The organism is Paenibacillus sp. NPDC101420 (genome assembly GCF_050277435.1).
Taxonomy (GTDB): domain Bacteria; phylum Bacillota; class Bacilli; order Paenibacillales; family Paenibacillaceae; genus Paenibacillus_AQ.
Genome location: NZ_JBNNSE010000003.1, coordinates 530,135 through 545,769, shown reverse-complemented (window position 1 = coordinate 545,769; position 15,635 = coordinate 530,135). Strand labels below are relative to the sequence as shown.

The following is a 15,635-nucleotide window of genomic DNA, read 5'->3' as shown; positions in this document are numbered from 1 at the left end:
CCTACTGTGCCGCTCGCAGAAGCCATCCAGGAAGGAGATTATTCATGAAAAAAATCCATCTTACCCTCATAATAGTCATTGCACTCATTCTTATCGGCTCATTAATCTATGGGGGACTTCAACTATATGGCCATAAAAACACGCTTCCAAAAGGTACAACCCTTGCCGGATGGGAGGTGGGCGGGCTGAATATCTCAGAGGTACGTTCCGAACTGGAGAAAAAGCTACAGGCACTTGAATCTATCCCCCTTGTGTTGCAGGTCGAAGGGAATTCTGAGCTTACCCTCAAGCTTAAACAAGCTGGAATGACCTATGAAGCCGCTGCTTTTGAGCAAGGTCTACAAGATCTTACGGAAGGGCGGCTATGGGATCGTGTCAAAGCCCGCTACAGCTTCCCCCAGAATTGGAGTCTTGAAGCCCATCTGGATATTGCTCAATTACAGACCATTCTAAGTCCCGCTTGGGAGAGAGAATCCTTCGGTGATCCAGTAGATGCTACGCGGCGAATTACCGGGGATGATCGTGTAGTGTATACGCCTGAGAAGACTTCCCTTGAGGTAGACTGGACAGGAATGGTGACCTCACTATGGGCCGCTGCCCCCACTCGTTTTAGTCGTCTACTCTCGCTGCAAGAGAAGGGGATTACTTTGGAAGTTCCATTAACCATATTACAACCGGACATCACTCTAAACGCTCTAAAGGAGCAAGGTATTGAGCGAAAAATCATGCAATTCAGCACCTCTCTCGGAGCAAGTGGACCTGGACGAATCTACAACGTCGAATCAGCAGCCAAAGCTGTGAACGGAACCGTGCTCCCACCTGGAGCCGTTTTTGACTATGGCAAAGCTATTGAAAAAGCAAAAATAGAATACGGCTTCCGCGAAGCGCCAGTCATTGTGAACGGTAAGCTACAAGCCGGCGTCGGCGGCGGAATCTGCCAAGTTTCCAGTACGCTGTACAATGCCGCTTTGCGCACCGGACTGGAGATTGTGGAGCGCCGCAATCACTCCTTGCCGGTCAACTATCTACCCAAAGGTCAGGATGCCACCTTCGCAGAAGGCTATATCAACTTCCGTTTTCGCAATACGACTGGCAAATATCTAGTCATTAAAGCGGCTGTGCAAGGCCGATCACTAACGATCAAGCTCTTCGGTACTTTTCCGAAAAATGTTACATATAAGGTCCATTCACAAATCGTAGAGGTGCTGCCTCCAGTCGACAAGTACGTAAACGACCCTTCCCTCCCCCGTGGAGGCTCACGCGTTATACAAAATGGGAAGACCGGATATGTTGTTGAGACTTACAGCACCCGGTTTGTTGACGGTAAATCCACTGAGGTAAAGAAATTATCCCGTGACGTGTATTACGCACAAAAACGGTTAATCGCCATCAATCGTGGAGGCGTAAGTAAATCTGTTATTCCAGAAGCACCTAGAAAGCAGTTGGTAGAGGATGGCGTTCGAAGTGAATAGATTACCTACAAAAAAAACGGTCAGACCTCGTGAGGTTCTGACCGTTTTTGCTTGTGCATCTATTTTACCTGCAGATGACCTTTCTCGCCTTTAAAATTTACGATTCGGGGGTACATTAGAAATAGATCTATAATCAGAAAGGATGAACACCATGTCAACAGCTCTTGTAAATGATCTCTCTAATATTGTCCGCAGTGCACCTGCTATTTTTGCCTCACGTACTTGCAGAGAAGCCCTTCGCGTAATGTTCCAGCACCCAGAATCCAAATGCATCGTCGTCTGTAACGCCACGAATGAACCGCTTGGATTGTTAATGTGCGACCGTTTCTTTTTAAAAGCCACGGGAAGATCAGGAGTAGATCTGTTCTACAAAGAACCTGCCATGAAGCTTATGAACAAGACACCACTGGTCTATGACATCTCCACTCCACTTGAGACCGTATTAGCTACTGCAATGAATCGCCCAGAACCTATGAAGAATGACTGTGTCATTATTACCCGTAAAGGCAAATTCGCAGGTGTTGTTTATATCTCTGACCTGAAGCGCTGTTAGTTGTAGCCCTTCCCCTTTTCATTCCTCTCCTGCCTACCCATTTCCTCAAAAAAGAATATCCGGCGACGTGTCGATTCTCCAGTATCCCTCCACTTTCTTCAGCTTCACATACACCGACTCACTACTTTGCTGCGCATCTGGATAAGGAACAGTCAGTTCAAATTCAGCGGTTGTCGCAGTTTTGGAGAGCATGCGGGCGGTGGCTTTTTCATACATTAATAAATTGCCTACATCTGCATTAACCTGCGACATTCTTCCGTTATACTCCAAAAATTGAGTCTGCACATAATATGCCGCTGCATTGTGAGTGTAGGCTTTTTTTATGTAATTCATCAGCTTCGTCTTTGTGCCAATGTCACTGGAAAGATAACGGTACTCCTGCGCTTTATACGTGAAGGTTTCTATCGGGAAGATGTTTCCGCCTCGATTACTATAGAAATAAAGAGCTCTTGCATGGACTACCAGCGGTATGATACTTTTCACCGTCAAATTATTGATGGTAGCAGGGCCCTCTTTCCCAGGCGCAGACACAGCCACCTTCTTGATTGCCGTACTTCCTGCTGACGGTGAAGCTGCCATAGCTCCTCCACTTGCTGAGATCAGGCCTATGGAAAGGGCCAACGAACCAATCATCCACTTTTTGTTCATTCGGAATTCCTCCTTTTTGATCTGAAAAATACAGGCGATAGCCACTGTTCCAGCTTATGCACCCCGCAAGCTAAAATACCCAATAAACAGAGGAATGAAAACGCATTTATATTTTATAGTAAAGAAAAAAATCCACCCTCCTGATTTACAGGAAAAGTGGAGTCGTGAAATAGTGTTATTACAACGGTTAGAGATCTAATTCGAAGATGGAGTAACAACCTCATAATAAGCTGTGAAAGCTACGTTAGCCGTCAAGATACTTTCAGGACTATCCTTAGATCGCTCTTCATAGGATTGCTGGAAATTAAACGAGTCTACATTCACAATACGAGCCAGCGTTTGTAGCTCCTCCATCCACTGCCGTATACTTGTATAGGTGCCCTCTACTACAGCAGTCATTTTGATCTGTTTGATCGTCGGGAACAGCACTTCAGCCGAACCAGTCATTTGCTGAATCGGATTAGCCTCATCCAAAATAAAGCTGACATCCTTTAAGCGTGCTTGTGAGGACATCCCAACCGCTCGTAAATCATCAATCAATCCTTCGCTGTCATCGCCTTTCGGGAGTGCTGCCAGAAGTTCCTGTTGTTCGGAATCTAAAGAAGTAGCGCTGCTTTTTAGTTCATTAATTTTAGTTTGAAGAATCTCTGCTTCTTTCTCCAGCTGGCTGATCTCTGCGTTCTGTGCGGATATTTCCTTATTTGTCGGTTGAACACCCAGCATATAAAAGGCAAACAGCATCAAGAACAGAATCAATACACCCAGTACAATTGGAGAGCGATACTTATTGAACTGTTCCATCGCTGTTCACCTCCTCTTGGCTTGCATCCGTTCCATTTGTCTGTTGATTATTTGCTAATAAGTTTACTTTATAAATGGCTGTATACATATTTAAGGAAGTGGCTGCATTCGTTGACCCCGCACTCTGATCCACAGTTCCTTCGGTCAGCTTCGAAATAGAAGCATCCACTGTAAAGGACATCTGACGCAGTTGTCTTAAATAGTTAGAGGCATCTACCATAGTAGGTACATTAACAGTCAGGTCAATCGATGTCCGGTAGGTGTAGTTAATGTCACGGAGCAGAGAACCCGATGGTAACCCTTTGACTAATTCATCTAGTATGGGAACAGCAAATACTTTATTGTTCTGAATCTCTGCGATTACCGTCTTCCGATCTAACTGCCCAGGTCCGCTGTTTTTAAGCTTCCCAAGCTCTACCTGCAGCATTAAACTGCGATCCTGCAAGCCTTGCAGCTCCTCTTTACCATTAGAGATTTGACCCTTATTAGCCGAAAAATAAATCCCCGTCCCAATCGTTCCCACCAGCCAGATCGCCACAAGACCCATGGTCACGTAGGGGAATAATAACGTCTCCCGATCTTCTCTTGGCAGTAGGTCAATCGTGTCCACGCTGATGATGCTTTTTAGAGCCGTCCCTGCCGCTACTCGGTAATCATTTAACTCAAGATCAGATACAGCATCTTTACCCATCTGGTCTAGGCTTATCGGTGTAATGTCGAGTTCTGCCAGCGACTGTTGAAGCTCTAGATCTAGCTGTTTACGAATGGAAGGGACACCTGTTATAACTAAATTTTTGATACGAGTCGAGCCATCGTGCAAGCTATATTGGTAGAAGCTGAGCATCCGCGAGATTTCCGCAGTGATCTCCACCATTTGTTCCGGTGATAATTGCTCTTCCACAGCAACTGCTGTTTCTGCCAAAACTTCACTGTCTGCCATAAATTCCAATGCCGCAACATTTCTACCTTTATGCAGATCAAGCAAGTTAATCGTACGAATGAATACCGGATTCCCGTTTCTAAACATATAAACGTCCATGACGGATGGCTCTAGATTAATCAGCATCGTTTCCGCAAAGCTTTCCCCATGTGCAGTTGCTATACTTCGCGCCAAGGCGGTTGCCGAAATTTCAACACTGCTTATTCGTAAGCCCGCACGTTCTAGAATTTCGACATAATCCTGAATTGATTTTCGCGGAGCGGCAAATACAAGTAAATGGCTATGCTCCTCATCCACTTCGAGCGTCACATAGTCGTAAACAGGATTTTCAAATGGCAAATGCAGCCCCGTCTCCACTTCGAGCTTTACGAGCTGCTCTACCTGCTTGTCGTTGGTACTTGGGATGCTCATTTTGCGGATGATGATCTGTGAAGGTGGAATGGATAAGGAAACCTTACTGCCCCTTAACCCTTCCTTCCTCACCCACTGCCTAACCCGATCATACAGCGCCTCGCTATCTGCCACCTGATTCTCAATGATCATGCCTGGAAGGAGCGGGAGATATCGTTTTTTGCGGACTTCCCATGACTGTTTATTCTTAAAACTAATATAACGGATTCCGGTAGCTTCAATTGAAAGCCCGGCCACTTTAGGGCCTAATCCAAGCATATGTCGATGTCCTCCTATCCGATGAGCGAGAGATATGCGCCAATGATGTCTGAACCATATCCGTAACTAATTAAAGCCCCTATTGCTAACCATGGACCAAAAGGAACCGGTTGTTTGCGTTTGATGATTCCGAGCAGCATTAGCAGTCCTCCGACCACACTTCCAAGCAGACAAGCCATCAGAAAAGCCAAAATCACATTAGGAAATCCGATGGCCAAGCCCAGTAGCGCAAATAACTTCACATCCCCGGCACCCATCCCTCCTAACAGAACAAAGAGGATAAGAACCCCTCCCCCAAGCACAGCTCCCAGCAAGTGATGCCATAACGGCCCCTCTGGAAAGAGAAATACAAGAATGAGCAGTATTGGCAAAAAGAACAGCAACACCTTGTTCGGAATCAGCATGTACTTCAAATCTGCAACCGTCACAATAACCGCCAGACTCACCAGAATGAATCCAAGAATCCCCTTCCCCGTCAGACCAAATTGTAAGTACACCCATAGAAAAAGCAAACCAGTTGCCGCTTCTCCTAGCGGGTATAAAGGCGACACCCTTGTGCCGCAATAACGACACTTGCCTCCTGACAGCAGATAGCTTATCACCGGAAACAAATCCCGCGCCTTTAGCCGCGTATTGCAGTTCGGGCAATGTGACGGTGGATTAAGCAACGATTCCTTAGCTGGCACCCGCAGTGCCACTACGTTATAGAAGGAGCCTAGAATCAGGCCCAGTAAAGTGATGTAACTTGCGATGAATATTGTCATGGATGTCCTCTGTTAGCTTCTGGATTTTAAAAAAGGAATCGGGAAGTCCGATTCCTTGTAAGGATACTTGCCTAATATCCAATTAATTCGGTTTATGAACATAATATTAGAATAGTTCATCTTCGATATATTCCAACATTAAAAGTAATATTCAGCAAATTCAGAATCTATTTCTTAGCGGTTAATACACTATTAGCGCTAAATTTAGTCGTATTTAAAGTAACAGCATCATTAGTAGCAGTAGTGTCCTCTAATTGACCACTTGCATTAAAATTAACAATCCCGCTAGTAATCGCTTCTTTTGTACTAGGAAGATAAATCTTATCTAAATAGCCTTTATCTATGATATCTTCAACTTTCACTTTTCCTACGGTTTTAAAATCCCCACCCTCTTCACCTATTACATATAACCTTGCCGCATCATAAACTTGCCGAGCAGTAGCAACATCTGAATCACTTTTAGCATTCGATATTACATTCCCAATTAAAGGTATAGCAATAACCGCAATAATCCCCAAAATAACGATAACCGCCAATAGCTCGATCAGCGTAAACCCCTTTTGGCTTTCCTCTTTGCTCAATCTTCTCTTAATCGCTTGTGCTAACATTTTATTTCCCCCTCTAAGTGGTGTGTGATGATATAGCCTATATCTTTTATTTCCGTGAATCCCGCTACAATGCTCGTCCTTCCTTGTCTAGCGCTAGCAAAGGATCTGTAACCCTGCCCCGCCTCCCCGGCGTCACCCCTTTCAATATTTACAAGGAACCGCAAGGTTCACATATTGCCATAGAGACTGAACATCGGCAGCATAATAGCGGCCACAATCACACCTACAACACCTGCTAGAAAAGCAATCAGCAATGGTTCAAGCAGTGACTTCAGACGATCAACGGTATTTTCTACGTCCATCTCATAGAAATCAGCTACCTTAGACAACATCGTGTCGAGCGCCCCCGTCTCTTCGCCAATCGCAATCATTTGTGTAACTAGCGGTGGGAAGACCCAGGCTTTTTTCAGAGGTTCAGACAGTGGATTTCCTTGTCTCAGCGAATCTCCCGCACTACGGATAAATCCCCCAATGACCTTATTTCCTGCTACCTCTTCTACAATCACCAAGGATTGCAGAATCGGAACTGAGCTAGCATAAAGAGATGAAAAAGTTCGCGTAAACTGAGCAATCGAGCCTTTTTGATTTAGCTTGCCAAACACCGGAATCTTCAGCTTGGCATAATCGAGTGCGTAGGCTCCCTTTTCCGTGCGTTTTGTAATCTGAAAAGCTATCACTAGGAGAAGAACTCCGAGTATCCAAAAATACCATTGACCTTGAATACTTTTGCTAAGTGCCAATACCATCTTTGTAATCGCCGGAAGCTCCGCATTCATCGATTCAAACATTGTTACAAACTGCGGAACAATCGCCCAGAGGAGGTATATAACCGCTCCAATCGCCATAACCCCGACGGTAATCGGGTAAGTGAGAGCAGATTTGATTTTCTCCGTCGTGGAATGCTGCTTCTCAAAAAACATCGCCAGTCTGTCGAGCGTCCCCTCAATATCACCGGATTCTTCACCGGCACGGATCATGCTGACGAATAGCTGCGGGAAGATTTTTTTATGATCCTGAACGGCTTGTGAGAACGATATCCCACGCATCAGGCTGGAGTTAACATCTACTAGCGCTTTGCGTAGAGGCTTACTCTCAGTCTGCTCCGCCAAAATACGCGTTGCATCTACAATCGACACTCCAGCACGCATAAGCGTGGCAAACTGCCTACAATAAATAATGAAATGAAGCGGTTTGACCGGATTACCGATATAAATATCCATCGATAGAATCGTTGTTTTGCGTTCGATCAGCGAGAATACCGTAAGGCCCCGTTTGCGTAACTCCTCCATTGCCGTGGGTTTATCTGTTGCGGTTAGCTTTCCTTTAATGGACTTGCCTGCGGTTGTCTTTACTTGATATTCAAAAAGAGGCATCAGCTACTCACCTCCGCCATAAACGCCTTAGCTACTACTGGTTCAATGAACCCCTGTGATAAATACTCACGGATACTCATGTCCAACGTATGCATGCCTTGCGAGCGTCCGGTTTGCATCACATTTTTAATCTGATGTGTCTTTTCGGTACGAATGAGATTGGCTACGGCTGGTGTATTCACTAAGATCTCTGTTGCACATATCCGCCCACGTCCCCCTGCTCTTGGAAACAACCGCTGACTGACAACAGCCAGTAATACTGAGGCTAGCTGGGATCGGATCTGTCCCTGCTGATGACCCGGAAAAGCGTCAATAATTCGATCAATCGTCTGCGGTGCGTCTGTTGTATGTAAGGTTGCCATCACAAGATGACCTGTCTCTGCGGCAGTAACTGCTGCTGTAATGGTCTCCAAATCCCGCATCTCTCCAACGAGAATAACATCCGGATCCTGACGTAATGCGGCACGTAGTCCGCTCGAAAAACTAGCTGTGTCGCTGCCCACTTCACGTTGATCCACTAGACAGGTTCCATGACTATGCAGAAATTCTATAGGATCTTCAAGTGTCACAATATGCTTGCTTTCGGTCTTGTTAATGTAATTCAGCATAGCTGCTAACGTAGAGGATTTACCGCTGCCCGTAGGCCCTGTAACTAATATCAAACCTTGTGGTTTAAGTGACAAAGTGGACAAAATCGGAGGCATCGACAGCTGTTCTAGACTCGGAATCTCTGCTGGAATTGCCCGGGCAGCGATACTAATCTCACCCCGCTGACGAAAAACATTCACCCGAAATCTTGCACCGCCATCCAGCGGATAAGAGAAATCCACCTCGCCTGCATTCCGAAACACTTCGTTTCTTTCACTGCCAAGGAGCGCTTCTGCCATTTCTGCAGCTTCATCGACTGTTACTGGTGTTCCCTCAAGTGGGTGAAGTGTTCCATCCATACGTATCACCGGAGGCGAGCCTACAGAGATATGTAAGTCGGAAGCCTTGGAGGAGTAAGCCGTCTGCAAAAGCTGTCTAATATCCCGCGTATACGTTGGCATCCGCTGCTCCCCCTATTTTAAAATGAAAAATACCTAATAGACCCTAATGTGAGACCGTCTCGCGCATTACTTCTTGAAGCGTTGTAATCCCTTGACTAACTTTGAGTAAGCCATCATCCATCAGTTGAACAAGTCCACGCGCTTTACCTGCGACACGCAGTTCTTCTACCGAAGCAGTGTTCGTAATAAGCTGCCGCAAATGATCGTCAATGCTGAGTACCTCATGAATCGCTATTCGGCCACGATAGCCAGAACTGCTACAGCTACCGCAACCTCGACCACGATGTAGTTCATCCGCTGGCAACCCCAAGCTACGTAGCATAATCGCTTCCTGCTCAGACGGTTTGTAGGTTTCTTTGCAGTCGGTGCAGATTTTGCGAACGAGCCGCTGCGCTACCACACCAATTAGTGAAGAGGCAATCAGATAAGGCTCTACCCCCATATCTCGCAATCGAGAGACCGAGCTAATCGCATCATTTGTATGTAAAGTAGACAACACTAGATGACCCGTTAATGAGGCGCGAACCGCAATTTCAGCAGTTTCCGCATCTCGTATCTCACCGACCATTACAATATTCGGATCTTGTCGAAGAATCGAACGTAGCCCAGCAGCAAAGGTTAGCCCAATAGCCGAGTTTACGTGCACCTGGTTAACCCCTTCAAGCTGATACTCCACTGGATCTTCAACCGTAATAATATTTGCACTTTCTACATTGAGTTGATTCAGCGCTGAATATAAAGTCGTTGTTTTTCCACTACCTGTAGGTCCAGTAATTAGCAGAATTCCATAAGGACGAGCAATCATTTCCTTAAAAGCTTCCGCATTCCCTTCACTGAATCCCAAAGCATCTACAGATTTGACACCTGTGCTTAAATCTAGCAACCGCAGTACAATCTTCTCCCCGTGCATCGTAGGTAATGAGGACACGCGAATATCTACCATTTTGAAATCAAACTGCATTTTGATTCGGCCGTCTTGTGGCAAACGCCGTTCTGCGATATTCAGTCGAGCCATTATTTTCAGACGAGCAGTGATAAAGCCCTGCATCTGCTTAGGAATAATCCGCTCTGTCCGTAAGGCTCCATCAATGCGGTAGCGGATCGTTAGATTATTCTCACCTGGATCCATATGTATATCAGACGCCCGCAGAGCAACAGCCTGCTGAATCATCTGGTTGACCAAACGAACAATTGGAGAGTCCTCGTCTGTAATCTCTGTTTCTTCTATTTCTTCCTGTGTCGGGAGCTCTACTAGCATCTGATTCATAGAATCACGCATGCCATAATGACGTGCAATCGCCCGCTGTAGCTCATCCCTAGTGGAAATAGCGGGTTCGATCCGGAACCCTGTACTCATTCGTAAATCTTCTATCGCAAAATAATCTAGCGGATCGGCCATCGCAACCATCAGCTTACCGCCTTCTTTTAAGAAGGGAAGCACCTGATAACGCTTAGCCATACTTTCGGGAATAATCTGCGTGATCGCAGGATCAATCTGGTATTTAAATAAACTGACATGTGGAATGCCGAGCTGGAATTCAAGCACTTCAATCAGCTGCTGCTCCGTGATATAGCCTTGAGAGATTAGCAGATCGCCAAGCTTACGCTTGCTTTTACGCTGTTCCGCAAGTGCTTCAAGCAGTTGCTCCTGCGAAATAATATTATTTTCTACCAGCAAATCTCCAAGTCTCTTTTTGGCGATGGCCATGTCCGTTCAGCTCCGTATGCCGTTATTGGTTATACTTTTACACTGACCTGAATAATGGATAATACTAGAAATAACCAAAGATGAATTACCAGTTCTATTTCTGCAAAATATGAAAATTATTTTTTCCATAATTACGGATTCATCAATTTTGTCAAACTAGCGTATTTTTAAATATAATTGGGACTTTAGTAATAAATTTATAGGTATATTTCAATAGATTTATGTTGTCTATCAATGCTGAATGTCCTAGAATGTATATAACATAGATTGGATAATTTTACAATGAAATCAGCTGAAAAAGCTGTCGTAAACTAGCATATATAACATACGATTCGACCATATCTACCAATAGTTAACAATCAGGGAGAGATGACCATGAAATTTGCCAGTAACAAACGGTTCTATCTTTTTACAGTAACGATCTTGCTTCTCCTTCTGCTTTTTCTGCCACTCAAAAATCACTTCATGAATGTAGAAGCCAGTTCAAATGAATACCAGATTCGGATGCTGGAGGTTACTGAGAACGGGACTAGCGAGCTTGCATCTCTAACCTCTGGTTTAGCTAATTTTACGATTGATACGATGAGTATGAAGCGCTTTGTGGCGCTGCGAGATGATCTGGACGGGCGATATGATGCGGTTTATATCGGGAAGGGGACTTACAGTACGAGTGGGGTCTCCGGAAAAGATCATAATACCAAAGCAGTTATGAATGACATAACTAATTTAAAAGCGAAAGAAATCACCGATTATTTTATTAATAAAGGACTTTACGTATTAATCAACAAAGAGCCGTTTGATAAGCAAACAACTAATCAGCGTGGAATATTGTACAACACCTTTAATACCTACCGGACATTAACACCAAAATCAAATGTTAAGTTCGTCGATAACAATGAGTTAAATACATGGATCGAGAATTTGAAGAAAGATCCTTCCGCTCAGAAGGATCTTTTAAAGCAACGTCCTCGTATTCAAATTACTAATAAAGCTAACATTATTGATTACAGCCAGAACCAGGAGCATGTTTATAAACCTGGAAATACTCTTAGTTTTAAATTCAATGTATCAAATGTAAACAGTCTTAACGAACGCCCCATCCTAGCAAAACTGTACATCAGTGTAGATAAGTCTATTAAAATGACCGAAAATGATGTCGTGGCTGTACAGACTTTGAATCAAGATCCTAATGGCGAAATCGTATACAAACTTCCTAATACATACTCTGGTCTTTTGTACTGGAAGCTAGAAATTGTAGACCACTTAAATCCGAACAAATTAAAAGACTTTGACAGTGGCACGATTCAATTCCTTGGCAAGAAAACAATCGTTAACATTCTTCAGGTATTGCCTACTATTCCTAATAGTGAAAGAAGTAGCAGTCTTCTCAGACCTGAAAATATGACGCAAAGTTTCCTAAGTAATAGCAGTTACGAATTAAAGATTACTACTAAGACCATTTCTGAATTTAATACCGATATTGCGACTCAGTATACCAAAGATAATAAATATGGACTTAACGGCGTATACGATATGCTCATATTCGGATTTCGTGATATTTATAATGACAAAGCTGTATTAAGTGAACTTGCTACCCAGGCTGTTATTGATTTTACAGAGGTTACTAAACAGAGCGTCATGTTCACACATGATACGGTATATCAGAATAATAGCAATTGGGTCAAAAATTTCAAGAAAATTACAGGTCAAATCGAACCGGAAACAAACTTAGGTCTAAACGCTCCTAATCCATCAACTACAGTCAAACCAATTAATGATGGCTTACTAACGCAATACCCTTTTTACTTGAGTACTATTAATGCAAACAATGAGCAGAGAAACATTATTACACCACAGATAGCAACAACACATAATCAATACTTTACTTTAAATCTAGAGGATCCTTCAGTCATCCCTTGGTATAACATTATAGGAAGTTCACGGGATATTGATGATAGCTGGAACCACTACTACACCTACTCTAAAGGAAATGTAACATACTCTGGTACTGGTCACGTATTTGGAACATCCAGCGTTCAGTTCCCGGTATGGGAGCAAAAGCTCTTCGTCAACACAATGTACCGAGCTTATATTGGTGCTAATCATGCGCCAGAAATCACGGTATCTACGCCACAGCAAGATGAAATAAAACCGTCTTATCAGAATGAACTGTTAATAGATTATGTAGTCGAAGATCCCGATTTAAAAGATCGCGATTTATTTACAACTATTCGTTTTAAGTCCGGGAATACCTATTTACCTAATACAGGGATGGCTGAGAAGGCTATTCTTTCGGGAGAGACCATTCATCAGGTATTCCCAAACCCTCTCCCTAGAGGTGGTAAACTAACAATAGAAATTACAGCGCGTGATAAACAAGGCGCTTATGCAGCTCCAAAAATCATTGATATTACTATTTTAGAAGCTAAATCGAATCTTGAATTATCACGGGCGTTGTCAGCCAATGTTAGTACTAGCGGCGAAGTAGCAAAAAATGAACCTTTTACTATTACTTATATCATCCAAGCCAAACCTGTTCCATTTGAGGAAGTAAGTACAACCAATCAATCATCTGAACATCAAGTAATTTCAAACATTGTATTCCGTGACATTCTTCCAGCGAACATTAAGCTTGAAGCATCAGGCTTACCTGATGGGATGACCAACCCTTCTGGTAGTGTTGGAACAGGACTAGCATTAGAGAAGTCACTTAATAATATTACTTATACATTAAAGAACGTGAATGGGATTAAGACTTTCCTGCCTGATTCCAATGAGCCCATCAAATTTTCAATTAATGTATCAGCAAATGTAGCCGCAACTTATAAATTCGATAACGCCTTAGTTGATTTCGTAGATATTCATGCTGTTCCTTCTGCATCTCCTACTCCAACGGCGACAGCAGTTGTTACTGCTAGTCCAACACCTAGTACTACTAATTTCAACCCATCCGTTTCTACAACCGGATCCGGGCTTGGAATTGCTGGTGATTACAATGCTTTTATATTTGGAAAAGCCACAGTGACTGCTTCTTTGAAAGGTAATTTGGCAGCTGGGGGTGATGTAACTACTAGTGGAGTGGACATTAACATGTCTAATGGTAACAAAGTACCTTATGCTATCGTTACTGGTGGAAACCTGAATTTCACCAATGGTACTGTGTATGGAAATATCATTCACCAAGGAGAATTCAACAGAGTTGATAGTGGTAGCATTATCTCAGGAACATACACGAAGGTTAATGATACACTAATCGATTTTTCAGCAGCTAAGAAATATTACGAGAATCTATCTAATCAATTAGCGGCAGTTCCGCAAAATGGAACAACAGAGCTGAAAGATGGTGGTTTATATGTGACAGGAAACCGTGCTGTTAACATATTTAACTTTACCGCAAACTATTTTAATCAAACAGGATGGACTAATGTTACTGCTCTTTCAGGTTCTACTATGATCTATACCATTACCGGATCAACTGTTAATGTCCATAAAGCCTTTGCTCTGCCTCAAGATACAACAGGAAACAACATCCTTTATAACTTTCCAGATGCAACAACGGTCAATATCTCAGGAGTTGAAATTAGAGGTTCGATCCTAGCTCCCAAAGCAGCATTAAGTATTAGCAACGGGAATGTTTATGGAAATGTAATCGCTGCTTCCCTGAATACTGCATCATGCTTAATTGATATTCTGCCATACAGAGGACCCGTTCCTGTACCAACACCAACTTCGACACCATCGCCGACACCGACATCAATACCATCGCCAACAGTAACGCCGTCGCCGACTTCTAATCCGCTGGTGCGAACGATCATTAAATTTCCTGAGATGACGATTACCGCTATCGACAGAATAACTATTTTAGAGTTAAGTGGTGCACAACTTTTATTAGGAGATATTCAAATGCTTCCTCTAATTATCAAGCCGTCGGAGAAATTTAATCAACTGATCTGGACATCAAGCAACGATAATATTGTTAGTGTTAGTCCATTAGGCGTCGTGGTTGGTAAAAAAGTTGGCTCTGCTGAAATTACAGTGACCACTAACGATGGAAGTAATCTTATTAGTAAGGCTATCGTGAATGTCCTCGATCCCCAATTAAATATTAACGGACCTAATAGTGCTCTTGTAAATAAGAGAATAGATTTCAAAGCAGAATATAATAATACAAACGAATCGGGAATCCAATATTCATGGAGTGTCGTGGATGCAAATGGTTTACCAACAAATAATGTAACTCTTGATACTCTTGATAGCACGCCTGAGACTACCAGTTTCACAGCTAACAAATCAGGAGAGTACAAGTTAACTGTTACTGTAACCTCTAATTTAAATTCAATAGGAATTCGAAAAACGATACCAATAACCGTTGGTCTTGATTCTTTGACAATTACCGGACCAAAAAAAGTGCCATATGAAGGTACCACTGACTTAAGTGTTAGTACCATTCCTGACAGCGCAAGTAATGAACAGTTTGAATGGAGTTTGGTCAACGACAGTGATCTTAAATATGCTGGATTCGTCACGTTAGATAATCCTATTCCAGTTTCCAAAATAATAACTTACGGCAAGAGGGTTAGTGTAAAGGGGCTAGAATCGAAAAATGATATACAGATTCAAGTTAAAGCCGCTGGAATCACCAGTAATATCCACAACATAATTGTGCCTAAACCAGGGTTGGTATTCTATCCCGATTCAGGAATAATCATGGAAGGTGAATCCCTAAATTTATTAACACTCTTAAATACACGGGATCCTTTTGGGGCTCTACCTACTAGCCTTATAAACAAAATGCACTGGGAGATTGTTAGCAACAAATCGGGTGAAGACGCTTCTAAACCAGCTATTCTACAAGTACAAAACGGACTCTATCGTGGAATCAGTAAAGGCCAAGCAACGATTAGAGCCTATTATTTCACTTTAAGTAATGAGATGATTGAAGCATTCTACACAATATATATTATTGGATCACAAGATACTATTGAGAATCGGTACTAAAGCACCTTGAATTCTGTTAAATAATGAGAAAGCAGCCGATCAGATACTGATC

11 protein-coding genes are annotated in these 15,635 nt (G+C 43.1%); 3 read left to right on the top strand and 8 right to left on the bottom strand.

Going from position 1 to position 15,635, the window contains the following annotated elements; all coding sequences use genetic code 11:
• Positions 1-44 precede the first annotated feature (44 nt).
• Positions 45-1,472 (top strand): VanW family protein, encoded by a 1,428-nt coding sequence (locus ACQKMP_RS17615; protein ID WP_339799020.1) that lies wholly within the window; start codon positions 45-47, stop codon positions 1,470-1,472.
• Positions 1,473-1,623: 151 nt separating this feature from the next.
• Complete coding sequence (locus ACQKMP_RS17610) at positions 1,624-2,025, top strand: CBS domain-containing protein (RefSeq protein WP_339267497.1); 402 nt, start codon at positions 1,624-1,626, stop codon at positions 2,023-2,025.
• Between the two features lie 45 nt (positions 2,026-2,070).
• Here the strand turns inward: ACQKMP_RS17610 and ACQKMP_RS17605 are convergent, their stop codons facing one another.
• The 8 genes from ACQKMP_RS17605 to ACQKMP_RS17570 all read right to left on the bottom strand — a co-directional run bounded on the left by ACQKMP_RS17605 (position 2,071) and on the right by ACQKMP_RS17570 (position 10,585).
• Positions 2,071-2,673 (bottom strand): DL-endopeptidase inhibitor IseA family protein, encoded by a 603-nt coding sequence (locus tag ACQKMP_RS17605; RefSeq protein WP_339267499.1) that lies wholly within the window; start codon positions 2,671-2,673, stop codon positions 2,071-2,073.
• A gap of 195 nt (positions 2,674-2,868) precedes the next feature.
• On the bottom strand, positions 2,869-3,474 hold the full coding sequence (locus ACQKMP_RS17600) for a type 4a pilus biogenesis protein PilO (RefSeq protein WP_427470187.1): 606 nt from the start codon (positions 3,472-3,474) through the stop codon (positions 2,869-2,871).
• Entirely contained in the window at positions 3,458-5,083 is a 1,626-nt protein-coding gene (pilM, locus tag ACQKMP_RS17595; protein WP_427470185.1) for a pilus assembly protein PilM, read from the bottom strand. Before pilM ends, ACQKMP_RS17600 begins: the two co-directional genes overlap by 17 nt.
• 14 nt (positions 5,084-5,097) lie before the next feature.
• Positions 5,098-5,847, bottom strand: a complete 750-nt coding sequence (locus ACQKMP_RS17590) for a prepilin peptidase (protein WP_427470183.1) — start codon at positions 5,845-5,847, stop codon at positions 5,098-5,100.
• 167 nt (positions 5,848-6,014) lie between these two features.
• Positions 6,015-6,455: a type II secretion system protein gene (locus ACQKMP_RS17585; RefSeq protein WP_427470181.1), complete on the bottom strand. Its 441-nt coding sequence runs from the start codon at positions 6,453-6,455 to the stop codon at positions 6,015-6,017.
• A gap of 167 nt (positions 6,456-6,622) precedes the next feature.
• Positions 6,623-7,828: a type II secretion system F family protein gene (locus ACQKMP_RS17580; RefSeq protein ID WP_076119116.1), complete on the bottom strand. Its 1,206-nt coding sequence runs from the start codon at positions 7,826-7,828 to the stop codon at positions 6,623-6,625.
• The gene (locus tag ACQKMP_RS17575) at positions 7,828-8,877 is read right to left on the bottom strand and encodes a type IV pilus twitching motility protein PilT (protein WP_427470179.1); all 1,050 of its coding nucleotides are present in this window, start codon (positions 8,875-8,877) and stop codon (positions 7,828-7,830) included. Before ACQKMP_RS17575 ends, ACQKMP_RS17580 begins: the two co-directional genes overlap by 1 nt.
• Positions 8,878-8,920: 43 nt before the next feature.
• The gene (locus ACQKMP_RS17570; RefSeq protein ID WP_427470177.1) at positions 8,921-10,585 is read right to left on the bottom strand and encodes a GspE/PulE family protein; all 1,665 of its coding nucleotides are present in this window, start codon (positions 10,583-10,585) and stop codon (positions 8,921-8,923) included.
• A gap of 375 nt (positions 10,586-10,960) precedes the next feature.
• On the opposite strand from ACQKMP_RS17570, the gene ACQKMP_RS17565 reads away from it, so the two are divergent.
• On the top strand, positions 10,961-15,583 hold the full coding sequence (locus ACQKMP_RS17565) for a DUF5057 domain-containing protein (protein WP_427470175.1): 4,623 nt from the start codon (positions 10,961-10,963) through the stop codon (positions 15,581-15,583).
• Positions 15,584-15,635: the final 52 nt, after the last annotated feature.

Excerpts from the sequence above, each read along its gene's own strand:
- ACQKMP_RS17565 (WP_427470175.1), top strand. The coding sequence starts at position 10,961 with ATGAAATTTGCCAGTAACAAACGGTTCTATCTTTTTACAGTAACGATC.
- ACQKMP_RS17615 (WP_339799020.1), top strand. The coding sequence starts at position 45 with ATGAAAAAAATCCATCTTACCCTCATAATAGTCATTGCACTCATTCTT.
- ACQKMP_RS17605 (WP_339267499.1), bottom strand. The coding sequence starts at position 2,673 with ATGAACAAAAAGTGGATGATTGGTTCGTTGGCCCTTTCCATAGGCCTG.
- pilM (WP_427470185.1), bottom strand. The coding sequence starts at position 5,083 with ATGCTTGGATTAGGCCCTAAAGTGGCCGGGCTTTCAATTGAAGCTACC.
- ACQKMP_RS17590 (WP_427470183.1), bottom strand. The coding sequence starts at position 5,847 with ATGACAATATTCATCGCAAGTTACATCACTTTACTGGGCCTGATTCTA.
- ACQKMP_RS17585 (WP_427470181.1), bottom strand. The coding sequence starts at position 6,455 with ATGTTAGCACAAGCGATTAAGAGAAGATTGAGCAAAGAGGAAAGCCAA.
- ACQKMP_RS17570 (WP_427470177.1), bottom strand. The coding sequence starts at position 10,585 with ATGGCCATCGCCAAAAAGAGACTTGGAGATTTGCTGGTAGAAAATAAT.
- ACQKMP_RS17600 (WP_427470187.1), bottom strand. The coding sequence starts at position 3,474 with ATGGAACAGTTCAATAAGTATCGCTCTCCAATTGTACTGGGTGTATTG.
- ACQKMP_RS17575 (WP_427470179.1), bottom strand. The coding sequence starts at position 8,877 with ATGCCAACGTATACGCGGGATATTAGACAGCTTTTGCAGACGGCTTAC.
- ACQKMP_RS17610 (WP_339267497.1), top strand. The coding sequence starts at position 1,624 with ATGTCAACAGCTCTTGTAAATGATCTCTCTAATATTGTCCGCAGTGCA.
- ACQKMP_RS17580 (WP_076119116.1), bottom strand. The coding sequence starts at position 7,828 with ATGCCTCTTTTTGAATATCAAGTAAAGACAACCGCAGGCAAGTCCATT.